This is a genomic window from Fibrobacter sp. UWT3 (assembly GCF_900230125.1).
Classification (GTDB): domain Bacteria; phylum Fibrobacterota; class Fibrobacteria; order Fibrobacterales; family Fibrobacteraceae; genus Fibrobacter.
Genome location: NZ_OCSS01000004.1, coordinates 80405 through 95778, shown reverse-complemented (window position 1 = coordinate 95778; position 15374 = coordinate 80405). Strand labels below are relative to the sequence as shown.

Below are 15374 nucleotides of genomic sequence, written 5' to 3'. Positions count from 1 at the left end.
AGGTTATGCCTGAAAAATATGAACCGTCCACAAAAAGTATAGAATCTATTCTTGGCTTTATCAATTCTGGTGAAGTCGCTATTCCTGAAATTCAACGGCCCTTTGTTTGGAAACCCAAGCAAGTTCGCGACCTGATAGATTCCTTGTATAACGGCTATCCTACAGGCTACTTGATTATTTCCCAAAGTCCCAATATGCGTCTGAAGGATGGAACTCTTTCAGAAGGCAAGAAAATCATGATTGATGGTCAGCAGCGCGTTACCGCTATGATGACTGCAATTTTGGGTAAAGAAGTTCTCAACGAGGATTTTGAGAAGAAAGTCATAAAAATATCGTTTAATCCCTTTGCCGAAGAAGGTGAAGAATCATTCAAGGTTCTTGATACTGCCATTTTAAAAGACAAAAGATGGATTCCTGATATTTCAATTTTTTTCAAAACGGATTTTGACTCCTTTACATTTGTCAATGAATATTGTGCTTTAAATCCAGGTGTTTTATCGAAAGATATTAATGCTCGAGTCCAGAAAATTACGGATATAAAAAACCGAAGAATTGGAGTTATTACACTAAATAGAGAATTGACTGTTGATGAAGTTACGGAAATCTTTATCCGCATAAACAGTCGCGGAGCGAAGTTGAATCAAGCTGATTTTGCAATGTCAAAGATTGCGTCAGACGAAAAGAATGAAGGCCGCTTGCTACGTAAGGCGATAGACTATTTTTCCCATTTGGCCGTACAACCAGAATGGTATTCGGAGATGTGCAAAGACAAGGAATTTGCCAATACTGAATATGCAAAGAAAATGGAATGGCTTAAGAACGATACTGAAGCCATTTATGATCCTAGCTATTCCGATATGCTTCGCGTCGCCTTCATGTATAAATTTAATCGCGGCAAAATGAAGGATCTTGTTTCTTTACTTAGTGGTCGAGATTTTGATACTCGCGAGTTCAAGGAAGAAATAGCAGAGAAGTCTTTTAAGGAGCTGAAAAACGGTGTAATGGACTATATGAACGAGTATAACTTTAAGCAGTTTACCCTAGCCATTAAGGATGCCGGTTTTATATCCAATAAGTTGATGAATTCTGATTTGACCTTGGATTTTGCTTACACATTATATTTACTTTTGCATAATTCTGACATTGATAAAACTCAGGTGAAACGCTATGTTCAAAAATGGTATGTGCTTACTACGCTCACAAGCCGTTATATTGCTTCGCCAGAATCGGCAATGGACACGGATCTACGCCGTATTAGTGAAAAAGGTTTCTGTAAATACTTAGAAGAAATTGAACGTGCGGAACTTTCTGACGTATTCTGGAATGACGGTCTGGTCCAAAATTTTGAAACTACAGCTGTAAATAGCCCTTACATCAATGTTTACTGGGCGGCACAAGTTCGCATGAAAGATGATGCGTTGTTCACCAAGAACTGTGCAGTGTCAAATTTGATTACTGTTATTGGCGACGTCCATCACATTTTCCCCAAAAAATATCTGCAGAAAAATGGGATTAACGAAAAGAGTAAATACAACCAGGTTGCAAATTACACCTATTTGGATACGCCTACGAATATTGCGGTGGGTGATGACGCTCCAAATTCGTATTTTTCCAGAGCCTTAAGGCAAATTCAAGATGGCTGTGCTTCAGGCGAAAAGCAAATAGGAAATATCACGTCTATTGATGATTTCAATCAAAACCTCCACACAAATTGTATTCCTGCAACAATAAAAGACTGGACGTATGAAAATTACGACCAGTTCCTCTTGGAACGACGTAAGCTAATGGCTCAGAAAATTAAGGAATACTATGAGGGTTTGTAGAAGAGAAAAAAAATTGGACTTAACTCATTAAAATCGTTTTTTAACAAATTTAAGCTTTTTTAAATAAAAACGATGAGTTGGAGTATTATATTACCTATATGAGCGTCGCTAGGAACATATTTAGAGCAATACATGAGGGCCGTTGGCTCTCTATTGAATATGTCAATGCGGATGCTAAAACCACTTATTACTGGATAAGCATATCAAATATTGAAATCAAAAATTATAACGGGAAATACCGCGTTCAATTAAATGTTTTTGGCTTACATTTGGGATTGCGGACATGCAAACAACTTTTTATGTATTGCGATGGCATACGAAATGCCGAAATAATAGAAGGCTCCTTTGCTCCTCGAAATGAAAAATTGATTTGTGATATTAATGCCAACCCCTCCAAATATTCGTCAATTTTCACAAATACCCACAATATAGGGATATTGAACTATCTTCAGGAATGTGAAAAGCTTTCTAGCGATAGCTACTTGAAATCTTTTCGGTTGCTTGAACACTTGGACGAATCTAAATTCCATAATGGTACATATCGTCTTACGGAAGAGGAAAACAACTCATTAATCGATTATTTCGTAAATAGACAAAATAAAAGATCAAAGGGAGAAATTGTTCCAATTGAAAAGTTGGGATTAAATAAGTTAAGCATAAAAAACGAAAAAGGCCTTTATGTCTTGGCGTATAATGAACTCTTGTTTGATATTCAAAATCGGTCGTTGCGGTTGCAGCGAGAACCGACCATCTTAAAGAAATTTGTGCTCAAGAACGGTAACATCTCGCAGACAGCCAAAATATCGAAATATTTGCACGAAGACGAACTTTTCTTGCTAGAAAATTTTGATGCGAACGAAAAGAAAATCAAGGACGCCATTATTGAAAATAAGCAGTTGAATTACAAGGAGTTGGTTGACGATATGCCGCATATTGTGGCGTTGGAATCCAGCACTTGTGATTTGACGAGCGAATACAATGCCATTGCAGAGTCTCTAGACAAGAAGAATCTTTCTACACCGCTGCGTGCTTTTTTTGGGGAGTTTCTAAGTCGATCACGAAAAAGAAAGAATTATCCTATTGCTGTGTTAGATAACAAAGTCAATCTTGACCAATTGCTTGCCATTCATAAGACTCTCAAATACCCAATGGCATACATTCAGGGCCCTCCGGGAACGGGTAAAACCAGGACCATAGTAAATACAATTATCAGTGCATTTTTCAATAATAAAACTGTTTTACTTTCGTCGCAGAACAATCATCCTGTCGATGGCGCTGTTGAACAATTAAAGAATATTGAGATTCATCAAAAAAGAATCCCTTTCCCAATTTTACGTTTAGGGAACAATGAAGAAGTCAAGAATTCCTTAGACTACATAAAAGAAATTTATGAATTTACCCAGAATTGGAAAATAAGGGATGAAGCGTTAGATGATTTTAATGCCGAGAAAAAAGAAAATACTACAAAATTGGCGGCATATCTTGAAAAATATGAAGACAAATTGGATTTGTTAGAACGCAAAGAGGCAATTGAAGACTTTTTACGCCAGAATAAGGCTTTTGACATTAGCATCAATATTCAAAGCAAACAACTGGATCAGATTTTAAAAGATATTGAAAGTCTTGGCGAAATATCGGCAGATCAGGCATTGTCATATCTGCCGAATGATTATGAAAAATTCTTATACTACATTCGTTTTCTTTCTGCAAAATGCATTCAGCGACTAAAAGAACCCAAGTATAAGGAACTTTGGGAAATTGTTAATTGTGAAGATAGAGATACAGCTGTTAAGCGGTTTAATAAATATTTAAAAGATGACGGAAATTTAAACAATCTTCAAAAAGTGTTTCCTGTTATTGCAACTACGAGCCAGTCTGCAAAGAAATTGGGTTCGCCCAAAATTCATTTTGATTTGACCATTCTTGATGAAGCAAGCCAGTGTAACATAGCCATGTCTCTTTTGCCTATTTTGCGTGGTGAAAGTTTAATGCTAGTAGGCGATCCGCAACAATTGAATCCCGTTATAACGTTGGATGACTTGGACAATAAGCGCTTGATAGAGAAGTATAAAATCGCTCCCGAGTATGATTACAAGAAAAATTCCATTTATAAATCCTATTTAGCTGCAGATTCTATAAGCGACGAAGTCTTGCTGAGCCACCATTACCGCTCTGTAAAAGAAATTATTGGATTCAATAACAAAAAGTATTACAATAATAAGTTGCAAATCGATACCCCAAAAAGAAATTCGCCTCCGCTTGTGTTCCAAGAAACTGCAAATGAAGATCCTGTCAATCGTAATACGTCCTTAAATGAAGCGCAGACCATTGCGGATTTTGTGGCGAATCATCCAGAAAAGTCAATAGGGATTATTACGCCATTTGTGGCGCAAAAGCAACTTATAGACCAAGAACTTTCGTCAAGGGGTGTTGCTGCAACCTGCGGGACTGTCCACACTTTTCAAGGGGATGAAAAAGATATCATTCTTTTTTCTTTTGCCCTGACAAAAAGAACGTCGCAGAATACATATAATTGGTTTGCAGGAAACAAGGAATTGATAAATGTTGCTGTTTCGCGAGCCAAAGAAGAGTTGGTGATTTTTTCTAATAGCGAAACATTGAATAGGTTGCGTAAAGATAATGACGATCTTTATGAATTAGTTCAATATGTACAAACGAAAGGTGAATATAAGGTAACCCCCAAACATTCCCATTCTAGAGCCTTGGGAGTGAAAACATATAGTACCAAAACAGAATCGGATTTCTTTGAGAATATAAGCCATGTCTTGAGTGTTGTTGATCCGCGTAAAAGATATTCTGTTAAAAAGGATGTTCCAATAGCACAAGTGTTTCAAGAAAATAAAAGTTCTGACAATCTCTTTTATTCCGGCCGCTTTGATTTTGTTCTTTATGAAAAAGATGGTCAGTATGAAGTTCCAATTTTAGCCATTGAATTGGACGGTGAGGAGCATCGAACCAACGAAAACCGCATAAGGTGTGACAAGGCAAAAGAGCGGATTTGTAAAGATCACTTTTTTGAACTTATTCGCATTCCTAATTCATATGCTAGACGCTATAATCACATCAAAGAAATTTTGATTGAGTACTTTAAGAGATAACTTTTAACATTTTATGCTGGAGCTGGCTATGGCTGAAAATCTCCCCATATCTCATGTTCTTGTGGACTGCGAAAATGTCGGGCTGAATGGCCTGACCGACCTTGTCGTGAATACGGACGGCTCTCCGCTGAAGTTCGTGCTGTTCCACAATTCCACGAACAAGATAAACCTTTCGCTTACGCAGCTGAAGGATTTCGGCTACGCCCTGAGCGAAGGCCGCGTCGAACTTGTGGAACTTGCGATTCCCGAGAAGATGACCAAGAAGCAGGCCGAAAATGCGCTCGACTTCTACATCGCGTTTTACATGGGCCAGGTGATGCCTCGCGAACCGTTCAACAGCCATTGCGTGATTCTTTCGAAGGATCACGACTACGACCCGCTCGTTCTGCATGTGCAAAAGCAGTTCGGCGAAGACCGCTGCGAACGCGTGGAATCGTACGAGGAACTGGCGAAACACCTGGGGCTAATCGCGAAGCCTCAAGAAGCAAAAAAGGTCGCTGCGCCCAAGAAGCCCGCTCCGCAACCGGCGAAGCCCACGAAGAAGGCTACGCCACAAAAGGCGTTTGACTTGCAAAAGGCTCTCGAAAAGGCGAAGGCGAATCTGAAGGGTATGTCAAAGAATCCGCCCACAACCAAGGCTAAATTGCAGAAGACGCTAAAGAACTGGTTCGCTGCAGAAAAGCTGACTGACGCAAATATTCAAAGCCTGATAGACTCCCTCCAAAACGCAGGTTTCCTGGAACTCTCGAAAAACAACCAGGTCAAGTATAAATAGTTGCAAATTTTTTCTTGTCCCTCCAAAATAAAACTTTGAAATGTCAAATTATGTCTTGGTGAGAATGTATATTTAATCGTGAATGCTGATAAAGGGATATGACAAATGACTGAGCCAAAAGTAAAACACCTGAAAGTTGCGACTAAAAGCGAAAGCAAGTTCTTGGACGAAATAGCTCAACTTGTCCAGAACGCCAGGAATGCGGCCAACAGCGCCGTCAGTTCAATCATTGTAGTCACAAACTGGAATATTGGGCGAAGAATTGTCGAACAAGAACAGAAGGGGAAGAATAGGGCTGCATACGGAGATAGGCTTGTTGAACTTATTTCGGAGGATTTGACTAGAAAATTCGGGGATGGCTACGGCAAACGGAATGTTCAGTATTTCAGGAAGTTTTATCTATTGTTTAACGATTTTGAGATTGTGAACACATGTGTGCGCAATCTTAATTGGTCCCATTTTAAGCGTCTGTTGTCGGTGTCGAATGACGATACTCTAGCTTAAATCCAAGAGAAAAGCTTGCTGCTCTTAAAATAAAACTTTGAAATATCAAGCGCCCTGATTGGCAAAAATGAGGCAATTGAAGGGGTTGATGTCGGTATAAATGAGCAGTAGGTAATTAGGCTGATTGTCGAGAATTCCCATATATCCGCAGTAGAAGTGTCAAAAAAACTTAAAGGGCGAAGAATGATGTCTGATGTCTTTATCATAGGTGAAGATGCCCCAAAGTTAGTTGAAATTTCTGCAACCAAAAAGAAAAAGGTGGTCTCCAACTTGTAAATTTGGTTCAGCAAAAAAACACCAAGCAAGAGGATAACCACCATGATGAAAAGTACAAAAAGAACCCCCAAACTGTCAATCGTCCGCCGCGAAGAAATCGACATTTCGACCAGTGTCGGGGTGGTTCTGGCCGACCTTGCCGAACAGGGGAAAAGCTGCCTTGACGCGCTGTCGAGGGAGATGGGCGCAAGGCTCGTGGAGGCGATACTCCTGGCCGAAAGGGAACAGCTCGGCGGTGCAGCATACCACCCCAGGAAGGGCTTCAAGAAGTGGTCCAGCCAGGGTGGTTCCGTGTACATCGCGGGTGGCAAGGCGAAGGTGCGCGTACCCAGGCTCAGGGACGAAAACGGCGAGGTCAAATCGCGTATCTACGCCCGTCTGAAAGACCCCGACGCGTTCTCCGAGCACCTGCTGCACGCATGCCTCTCAGGCCTGTCCGGGAGGCGTTACGAGGATGTGTTCTCGACTGCCGGGGAGGCGTTCGGCGTAAGCAAGTCGTCGGTGTCGCGCAAGGTCGTTGCCGCATGCACAAGGAAACTGAAGGAACTGAACGAGCGCAGGCTGGAGGACTTCGAGGCGGTTGCCGTCTTCATGGACGCAATGCATCGCTGCGGCGAGGTCGTGATGGCCGCCATAGGCGTTGACGCGGAAGGCTACAAGCGCGTGCTTGGCCTCTGGCAGGGCAGTTCGGAAAACACCGAAATGTGCCGTTCGTTCCTTTCCGACATGGAGAGCAGGGGCCTCGCCCTGCACCCCGACATCATCTTCGTGACCGACGGCGGGACGGGCCTCAACCGCGCCCTCAAGGACCGCTTCGGCAAGGACCTCAAGCACCAGCGCTGCGTGATCCACAAGAGGCGCAACGTCGAGTCCCATCTGCCCGAGATGTACCGGGCCGAGTTCGACAGGCGCTACAACAACGCCATCGGGATGGTGGGCTACGAGGACGCGAGAAGGGAACTTCTCAAGGTCCACGAGTGGCTCGAAGGCATAAACACGAGTGCCGCCAAATCGCTTTCCGAGGGCGGCGAGAGGCTGCTTACGGTCCACCGGCTGGGCATCCCCGCGCTCCTGCGCAAGTCGCTCATAACGACCAACATAATCGAGTCCACCTTCAACGGTCTCGACGCCATCGAGAAGAACGTGAAGCGCTACAGGGACATTGGAATGTTCAAACGCTGGATGGCCGCTGAGGTCCTCCACCGCGAAAAGAACTGGAGACGGTTGGACGGCTATGCGGAAATCCCCGAACTTGTCGAAAAACTTCGGGAAAAGAGCATGAAATTACTTGACAATGAAGCGCTAATAGCCTAGATTTACACCAGTTGGAGACCTGGATTTTCAACTAAAAAAGGGACAAATTCATCATAGGTGCTGGTTGCAGTGTCCCGTATGGATTCCCTACGGGCGCTATGCTGATGCAGAATTTGAAGGATTTTGAGTACGGAGGCTATAATCTTGATAATCAATACTTTTCTCCTCCTTCTTACCTGTTTGATTTATACCATGAACTTTTTGGGAAATATCAAGAATACGCCAACTTAAGAAAGGCTGGCGGGCAATACAGTTTTGAAGCAGATAGTATTGAAGTTAAAGTTTCTAACAAAATGCGTGAAACTATACTTCCCTTTGCAAAAAGCATTCGCCATTCAATGATGGTTTCGACGGATGAGTTCTTAAAGAACCGCCTCAGTCAGGAGAAATTAAACGAAGCTGATTTTGGTAAGCGTCTTATTGCTCAAGAGATTCTTATTGCCGAAAAAGAATCGGAATATCCTTATACGAGAGGCCCTGAAAGAAAAAAGAAAGAGCAGTGTGTCGACAACATCGATTGGATTCAGCATTTGCTTTCTCGGATAGACCAACAAGATAATTGGGAAGAAATCTTAAAACAAACGGTGTTTCTTACTTTTAATTATGACCGCGTCCTGGAATATTGCATCTTCTTGTATCTGACATCGGACAAGCAATATGCAGATGCTGCCGCTCATGCCTTTATAAAGGATATGAAAATATTTCATGTCAATGGCTTTATCGGACCTCTTGAGAAAATTCCCTTTGGCGCTGTTGGCAATGGTAAGTATCAAGAAATCGCCAAGGGTATGGAAACTGTCTGGGAAAAACGCAAGAATCGCAATGAATCCGAAAAAGAAAAGTATCAAGGATTCCTGAAAAATGCGGAGCGAGTCTATTTTATGGGATTCTCTTATATTCCGGATAATCTGGAATCTATAGGGATTCCTCGTGGTGCTGAGATTATTCGAAACGCAAAAGTCTATGCAACGGCCATGGGCTTGTCTTCTCAGAACCGTCTAAGGATTTCGACGTATTTGGACCTCAAGGACTTTGAAAAAAGAAACGAACCCGAGCCAATGCCCGAAATAGAAGTTCAACGCGGCCCTTTTAAAAATAGTGTTATGCGTCAACAGGAATATAAACAGAAAGAAAAATGGGCGAAGGATCAAATAAGAAACAGACGAATTCGCTACGAAAACCGAATCCTCAAGGACGCAAGTGCGGTTGACCTGATTCTTGATTATTATACGCTTCCGTGAAGAGTTTATAAGATATAGGCAAGTTAAGGAATACCCTTTGTAAAATTTCCTTAAGCCCCTTGCCAATTTTCTGAATATTAGGTACATTACATCCCAGCGCGTCATTCCCTAGAAAGGAATGGTGCGCTTTTGCTTTATTTGGCTTTGCCGTATTGCAAGGGCGTTCCTAGTAAAAACAACAAACACAGGAGGCCCTATGGCTAAAAAAGAAGTTGTCACTTATTCTCAGCAGACGTTCGAGAATATCAAGCACACCGACGAAAATGGAACTGAATTCTGGTATGCAAGGGAGCTGCAAACGGCCCTTGAATATACAGAATGGAGAAATTTTGAAAAAAGCGTAAAACGCGCAAAAGAAGCTTGCGCGGCAAGCGGTTTTGCGGAACTTGATCATTTTGTTGACGTCAACAAAATGATAACCCTCGCTAAAGGTGCCCAGCGTGAAATCACCGATATCAAGCTTTCCCGTTACGCTTGTTACCTGATTGTGATGAACGGAGACCCCCGCAAAGAAGTGATTGCCCTTGGTCAAACATATTTTGCCGTCAAAACCCGGCAGAAGGAAATTTCGGATTCTGCGGCACAGCTTTCGGAAGACGAAAAACGCCTGGCGATTCGTGACGAAGTGACCATTCGCAACAAATTCCTTGCCAGTTCTGCAAAGGCGGCCGGTGTTGAAACTCCCGTAGATTACGCCGTGTTCCAGAATCGCGGTTACCAGGGACTTTACAACGGGTTGGGAATGAAGGATATTCACAAGCGCAAGGGACTCAAGAAAAACGAACAGATCCTGGACCACATGGGGGCCACCGAACTTGCGGCGAACCTGTTCCGCATCACCCAGACTGACGACAAACTCCGTCGTGAAAACATCAAGGGGAAGGAGCGGGCAAACGAAACACATTATGCCGTAGGTAAAAAAGTCCGCCAGACGATTGCCGAACTTGGCGGAACAATGCCTGAAAATCTCCCCACGCCCAAAATCAGTGCCAAAAAGTTGAAGCAGGAACGCAAAAAAGCCATTGCGAAGAAATGACAAACTACGGCTCCCATTTTGCCGACGTCGGCAAAATGGTTATGTAGGTAAAAATCAAGATTTTACATACAATTAGTGAAAAAACGGGTTTAATCCCGCGTTTTGCTTGATCGTTAAAAAATCGGGATTTGGGTCGAAAAACTTAGGGATTGATGGCGAAAATTTAAAGTGTGCTCCGGCTACTGCGACCAATCTTATAAAGCGGATGAAAACGCTAAATATAGTGGAACCTGTTGTGGGCGCAGGCAAGGGAAAATACGTATTGATGTGTCATTCCGTAGAAAGGAATGATGCGTTTTTTCTTTATTTGGTTTTGTCGAAACAGATCATTTTGCCGACGTCGGCAAAATGATAAATCTCGCTAAAGGGGCCCAGCGTGAAATTACTGACATCAAGCTTTCCCGTTACGCTTGTTACCTGATTGTGATGAACGGAGACCCCGCAAAGAAGTGGTTGCCCTGGGTCAAACATATTTTGCTGTTAAAACCCGGCAGAAGGAAATTTCGGACTCTGTGGCACAGGTTGCGGAAGAATTGCAAAAACGGAACCGTAATGTTGACGGTCTTACAGTGAAATTTTATTTTAAATGCAGAAGTTGTATAAATTTTGTCAATGCAGGAATATGAAGGGACTATGTTCTCCGACGATTTTGACTATAACGAGAGATCGGAGGCTGATTTCAGTTTCTTTAAACCCTTTGTGGGTGTGATTTCGTTTATGCTTGTTATTTTCGGGTTTTCTTGGGGTGTGATGGGGGCCGCGGAACTCAAGGACGGGGGCGATAACGGAGGTGCGATGCTTGGTGGTGGCCTAGGTATAACTGTTTTAGGGGGCTTGGGCCTATACTGGGCATTTTGAAAAAAAATGCAGCGGAACGCTGCACTATCTATTTTGAAACGTTTTCGACGTAAAGAATTAGATTGTAAAGCCGTGTATCTGCTTTGGACGATTCCATTGAACGATGTTCAATTTGTGTGAAGTAGGTTGAATCGGTTGTGTAGTATGTTAAAGGAATTGCGTCTAACTCTTCGTTGTTGGAAATCGGCTTTATTATATAGCGGTCATTGATAGTGCCGTTCTTGTCTCGGTATGGGAAAAACATCGCTTTCAAGTCATGTGGCTTTTTGGAAATGTGAATGGTTTCGTACATTTGATATTCTTGGTCGGCATCTGTTTTCTTGTAGATGTTGTATTCAAAATACAAACTGTCATTATTGATGCCTATAGCGTTGTGAATGCCTTCATAATGTGCTGTGTCGTCAACGGCAAGGAAAATACAAGCTTCGGGGGCTGAAGTTGCTTTTTGGGAAATGCTGGGTAGTGCATGATAGCCTTTTGCCGTTGCACAACCGCATATTGATAAGGTGATAATGCCTAAGATTGTAACTGCCCAGTAGCGGGTTCTTTTCATATTTTCCTCCAGAGATGACGTGTTGAGGGGCTTGGATAACTCTAATTATACATTATTCCGTATGTTGGCAGATTTCTTATAATGCATTTTTCTACATTTTTCCCAAAAGATAAGGACTCGCTTATGAATATTCTCGTCGTTGGTAGCGGTGGTCGCGAACATGCCATCGCTCTTGCAGTCAAGAAGTCGCCGCTGTGCGACACTCTCGTGTGCGCTCCGGGCAACCCGGGCATGGCTAACCTTGGCAAGTGCGTGCCGGTCGATGTGGCCGACCCGAAGGCCATTGCCGACCTCGCCGTGGCCGAAAAGATTGACCTCGCGGTCATCGGCCCCGAAATTCCGCTGGTCGCGGGCGTGGTGGATGAATTCCGCCGTCGCGGGCTGCGCGCTTTCGGCCCGACTGCGGCTGCTGCCGCGCTCGAAGGCTCCAAGGCTTTCAGCAAGGATATCATGAAGAAGTACAACGTGCCGACGGCAGCCTTCGAGACCTTCACCGATCTCGCCTCCGCCAAAAAGTTCCTCGCCGAGCACCCGGCTCCAATCGTGGTGAAGGCGTCGGGCCTCGCTGCGGGCAAGGGCGCTATCGTCTGCATGACTGACAAGGAAGCGAACGACGCTGTCGAAGAAATGCTCGGCGACAAGGCCGTCTTTGGCGAATCCGGGAAGACGGTCGTGATCGAAGAATTCATGGACGGCGAAGAAGCCTCCATCTTCGTGGTTTGCGACGGCAAGGACTACGTGATCCTCTCTTCTGCCCAGGACCACAAGCGCGTCTTTGACGACGACAAGGGACCGAACACGGGTGGCATGGGCGCTTACAGCCCGGCTCCGGTGGTGACGGACGCTCTCCTCGACGAAGTGAAGAAGACGATTATCGAACCGACCCTCAAGGGCATGGCTGCCGAAGGCAAGCCTTACACGGGCGTGCTCTACGTGGGCATCATGGTGACGGCGAAGGGCCCGAAGGTCGTGGAATACAACTGCCGCTTGGGCGACCCCGAATGCCAGATTGTGCTCCCGCTTTATGACGGCGACGTACTCGCTCTGTTCGACGCTGCCGAAAAGGGCGAACTCGCAAAGCTCGGTGCCCCGAAGGCTCCGAAGGGCAGTTCCGCAATCGTTGTGCTCGCAAGCGCGGGCTATCCGGGCTCCTACGAAAAGGGCAAGGTCGTGACGGGTATCGAAGAAGCCGAAAAGAACGGCGCCCAGGTGCTCCATGCCGGCACCAAGATGGTCGATGGCAAGCTGGTCACGAACGGTGGCCGCGTGTTCGGCGTGGTGGGCCATGGCGAAACGCTCCAGGCCGCTCTCGACATCGCTTACGAAGCCGCCGAAAAGGTTCAGTTCGAAGGCAAGTTCTACCGCAAGGACATCGGCAAGAAGGGTTTGGCCCGACTGGCGAAATAAGGGCGGTGCTTCGACAAGCTCAGCAACCTTATATACACAAGAGGTATTATTAATGGACTTAAAAGAAAATGCAAAGGTCGGTATCGTTGCGGGTAGCAAGTCCGACCAGGAAACTGTAGATAAAATCACCGCCGTGCTCGACAGCTTCGGCATCGTGTGGGAATTCAACATTCTCTCTGCGCACCGCACCCCGAACGCCACCGCGAAGTATGCTCGCGAAGCCGCCGGGCGAGGCCTCCAGGTCCTCATCGGTGTCGCAGGCCTCGCTGCAGCCCTCCCGGGCGTGCTCGCAGGGCACACGATTCTTCCGGTCATCGGTCTGCCCTGCGCCGGCGGCCCGCTCAACGGCGTCGATGCCCTGCACTCTATCGTGCAGATGCCCCCGGGAATCCCGGTGGCAACAGTCGGCATCGGCAACGGCAAGAACGCCGGTTACCTCGCCGCCCACATCGTCGCCATCGCAGACCCCGCAGTTCGCGAAAAGCTCGTCGCCTACCGCAAGAGCCTCGGGGATATTGATTAGACGAAAGAACGGGCTTCGCCCTACAGACGAAAGACGAAAGATGCTTCTCACTTTCGTTTGTCGGCTAGTCTTTTCTTAGTCTTGGACCTGGTTGTCTTGATGTTGTTCTCTATCGTCTATCGTCTATTGTCTATCGTCTTTCTCACGGCATTCCTCGTGACGTCGTCTTTTGCCGGCGAACCGAACCTGCCGGAAGTCCAGGCCCCGTGGATGAAGGGAGAACGCTTGACCTTCAGTCTCGGTTGGGGCCCGATTACCGCGGGCACGGCGACCCTCGAGGTCAAGCCGCTCCCCGGAGGCAAGACGGAGTTCCTCTCGTTCGCGCAGGGCAACAGCGCCATCACGCGCATCTACCCCGTGTACGATACGGTCTATACCCGCGTGCGCAACAAGGGACTCATGACGGAGGTTTTCCGCAAGAACCTCCACGAGGGCACGTTCCACAATACTTCCGTCATCCGGTTCGACCGCAAGGGCGAGAAGGCGTGGCTCTCCGACACGGTGTTTACCGACATGAAAACCCGCAAGGTCAAGCGCTCCGCCGATACCGCGGTCGCTATCCAGGGCATGGAACACAGCATCATGTCGGCGTTCTACTACGTGCGGACGATGCCCCTGACCGTCGGGGACACGTCACGCTTTTCGGCGGTGAGCGGCAAGAAGCGTTACGAACTGAAGGTGCTGGTCCACGGGCGCGAGTCGCTCAAGACATCCATCGGCACGGTGAACACGGTCAAGGTGGAACCGGTGCTCGACGGCGACGGCATATTCAATTCCAAGGGCCGCATTTTCATCTGGCTTACCGACGACTCTCGCCGGATTCCTGTGCTCATGCAGTGCGAAATCGCCCTCGGGAGCATCAAGGCGAAGCTCATCAAGGCGGAATAGGGGCGTTTTTGGTCGATTTTCTGCAAGTTTAAGCAACTTTTACAAGGTTTGGCGTGAATAAAAACCGGAGAATAAGTTATATTCCAAAAGTGATTCTATAATCAGAGGCTTTTAATGTTTAAGAAACTGTGTTTGACTCTGTGTCTTTCCGCGTTCCTTGCCTGGGCGCAGGATGACGATGAATTTGATGATAGCGACTTTGAGTCGGCTCCCGCTGCTGCATCCGAAGAGGGTGGTTCGGGTGCTGCCATGGCGTCTGACGACGACAGCGACTTTGAAGATGCTGAAGGCCCTTCCCTCACTGCTGCGCAGAAGCAGGACATGGAAGCCCGCAAGAAGTTCGAAGAGGAACAGCGCCAGGACGAATACGCGAACTCGCTCCGCCGTCGTAACTGGCTCAAGGACCGCTTGGTTTTCCAGGTCGGTATGGGTTCCCGCTACCCGTTCATGGGTGAAACTGGTATGGGCATGGGCTTCGGTATCGGTGCCGAGTACATTACCCGCTGGGGCCTCGCTCTCTATGGTTCGGGCGGTATGCTTTTCAAGGGCGATGACAACGACTTCGAGGGCATTGAACTCGAAGGTGGTTACGGCTACAAGGTGGGTCTCAACTACTACCTGTTCCCCAAGAACCCGCTTCACCTGGGTGTTTCCGCCTCCTACGGTACGGTCTACTTCGACCACAGCGTGGAACCGGATGCCGATGGCGTTCGCCCGATTATCACGGTCAACGGTTTCCAGTTCGATGTCCTGATTACCTACCTCACGAACGAATGGTACTACCTGCAGTTCTCCGTGGGTATGTACTACGCTCCGGAACTCGCGAAGGATACTCCGGAAGAAAACCCGAGCCTGCGCTACCAGTCTGCGGGTAGTTCGAAGATTATCTCCTCCGTCGTTAACGAGGACGGTATGAACAAGACGGGCATCGTGTTCGGCATTGCCATCGGTTATGCCCTGCCGGAATTTTTCCCGGACGATACCGAAAAGCGTCGCCGCCAGCGCGAGAAGGAACGCGAACGCGCTTCCCGCCGTTAATCGTGGCATGAAACCGGAT

14 protein-coding genes and 1 pseudogene are annotated in these 15374 nt (G+C 46.3%); 13 read left to right on the top strand and 2 right to left on the bottom strand.

What is annotated here, in order from left to right:
- Window positions 1-5: 5 nt before the first annotated feature.
- From CRO08_RS15960 to CRO08_RS15945, 4 genes are all read left to right on the top strand, one after another.
- A complete protein-coding gene (locus tag CRO08_RS15960) occupies window positions 6-1823 on the top strand; it encodes a DUF262 domain-containing protein (RefSeq protein WP_097037038.1) in 1818 nt (605 codons plus the stop codon).
- Window positions 1824-1921: 98 nt separating this feature from the next.
- On the top strand, window positions 1922-4942 hold the full coding sequence (locus CRO08_RS15955; protein WP_097037037.1) for an AAA domain-containing protein: 3021 nt from the start codon (window positions 1922-1924) through the stop codon (window positions 4940-4942).
- A 13-nt stretch (window positions 4943-4955) separates the two neighbouring features.
- Entirely contained in the window at window positions 4956-5717 is a 762-nt protein-coding gene (locus tag CRO08_RS15950; RefSeq protein ID WP_097037036.1) for a PIN domain-containing protein, read from the top strand.
- A gap of 105 nt (window positions 5718-5822) precedes the next feature.
- Window positions 5823-6221, top strand: a complete 399-nt coding sequence (locus CRO08_RS15945) for a DUF1016 N-terminal domain-containing protein (protein WP_097037035.1) — start codon at window positions 5823-5825, stop codon at window positions 6219-6221.
- Here CRO08_RS15945 and CRO08_RS15940 read toward each other — a convergent pair.
- A complete protein-coding gene (locus CRO08_RS15940; RefSeq protein WP_097037034.1) occupies window positions 6218-6541 on the bottom strand; it encodes a hypothetical protein in 324 nt (107 codons plus the stop codon). The two genes, CRO08_RS15945 and CRO08_RS15940, sit on opposite strands and share 4 nt — an antisense overlap.
- On the opposite strand from CRO08_RS15940, the gene CRO08_RS15935 reads away from it, so the two are divergent.
- The 5 genes and pseudogenes from CRO08_RS15935 (at window position 6540) to CRO08_RS15910 (ending at window position 10946) form a co-directional block, all read left to right on the top strand.
- Entirely contained in the window at window positions 6540-7811 is a 1272-nt protein-coding gene (locus tag CRO08_RS15935; protein ID WP_097034567.1) for an IS256 family transposase, read from the top strand. The genes CRO08_RS15940 and CRO08_RS15935 overlap by 2 nt on opposite strands.
- A 104-nt stretch (window positions 7812-7915) precedes the next feature.
- Window positions 7916-9052 carry a hypothetical protein gene (locus CRO08_RS15930; RefSeq protein WP_141398431.1) on the top strand — a complete coding sequence of 379 codons (1137 nt, stop codon included), beginning with the start codon at window positions 7916-7918 and terminating at the stop codon, window positions 9050-9052.
- Between the two features lie 196 nt (window positions 9053-9248).
- Window positions 9249-10088, top strand: a complete 840-nt coding sequence (gene dinD / locus CRO08_RS15925) for a DNA damage-inducible protein D (protein WP_097037032.1) — start codon at window positions 9249-9251, stop codon at window positions 10086-10088.
- Window positions 10089-10412: 324 nt separating this feature from the next.
- Window positions 10413-10621, top strand: a pseudogene (gene dinD / locus CRO08_RS17670) (DNA damage-inducible protein D); the annotation flags it as partial.
- 79 nt (window positions 10622-10700) lie between these two features.
- The gene (locus tag CRO08_RS15910) at window positions 10701-10946 is read left to right on the top strand and encodes a hypothetical protein (protein ID WP_097037029.1); all 246 of its coding nucleotides are present in this window, start codon (window positions 10701-10703) and stop codon (window positions 10944-10946) included.
- Window positions 10947-10974: 28 nt separating this feature from the next.
- On the opposite strand, the gene CRO08_RS15905 is transcribed toward CRO08_RS15910, so the two are convergent.
- Window positions 10975-11499 (bottom strand): hypothetical protein, encoded by a 525-nt coding sequence (locus tag CRO08_RS15905; protein WP_088641367.1) that lies wholly within the window; start codon window positions 11497-11499, stop codon window positions 10975-10977.
- A gap of 123 nt (window positions 11500-11622) precedes the next feature.
- Here CRO08_RS15905 and purD point away from each other — a divergent pair, with 123 nt between their 5' ends.
- The 4 genes from purD to CRO08_RS15885 all read left to right on the top strand — a co-directional run bounded on the left by purD (window position 11623) and on the right by CRO08_RS15885 (window position 15355).
- Window positions 11623-12906, top strand: a complete 1284-nt coding sequence (gene purD / locus CRO08_RS15900; RefSeq protein WP_097037028.1) for a phosphoribosylamine--glycine ligase — start codon at window positions 11623-11625, stop codon at window positions 12904-12906.
- 52 nt (window positions 12907-12958) lie between these two features.
- Complete coding sequence (gene purE, locus CRO08_RS15895; RefSeq protein ID WP_097037027.1) at window positions 12959-13429, top strand: 5-(carboxyamino)imidazole ribonucleotide mutase; 471 nt, start codon at window positions 12959-12961, stop codon at window positions 13427-13429.
- Between the two features lie 126 nt (window positions 13430-13555).
- Window positions 13556-14317 (top strand): DUF3108 domain-containing protein, encoded by a 762-nt coding sequence (locus CRO08_RS15890; protein ID WP_255252429.1) that lies wholly within the window; start codon window positions 13556-13558, stop codon window positions 14315-14317.
- Between the two features lie 114 nt (window positions 14318-14431).
- Complete coding sequence (locus CRO08_RS15885) at window positions 14432-15355, top strand: hypothetical protein (protein WP_072813282.1); 924 nt, start codon at window positions 14432-14434, stop codon at window positions 15353-15355.
- Window positions 15356-15374 lie beyond the last annotated feature (19 nt).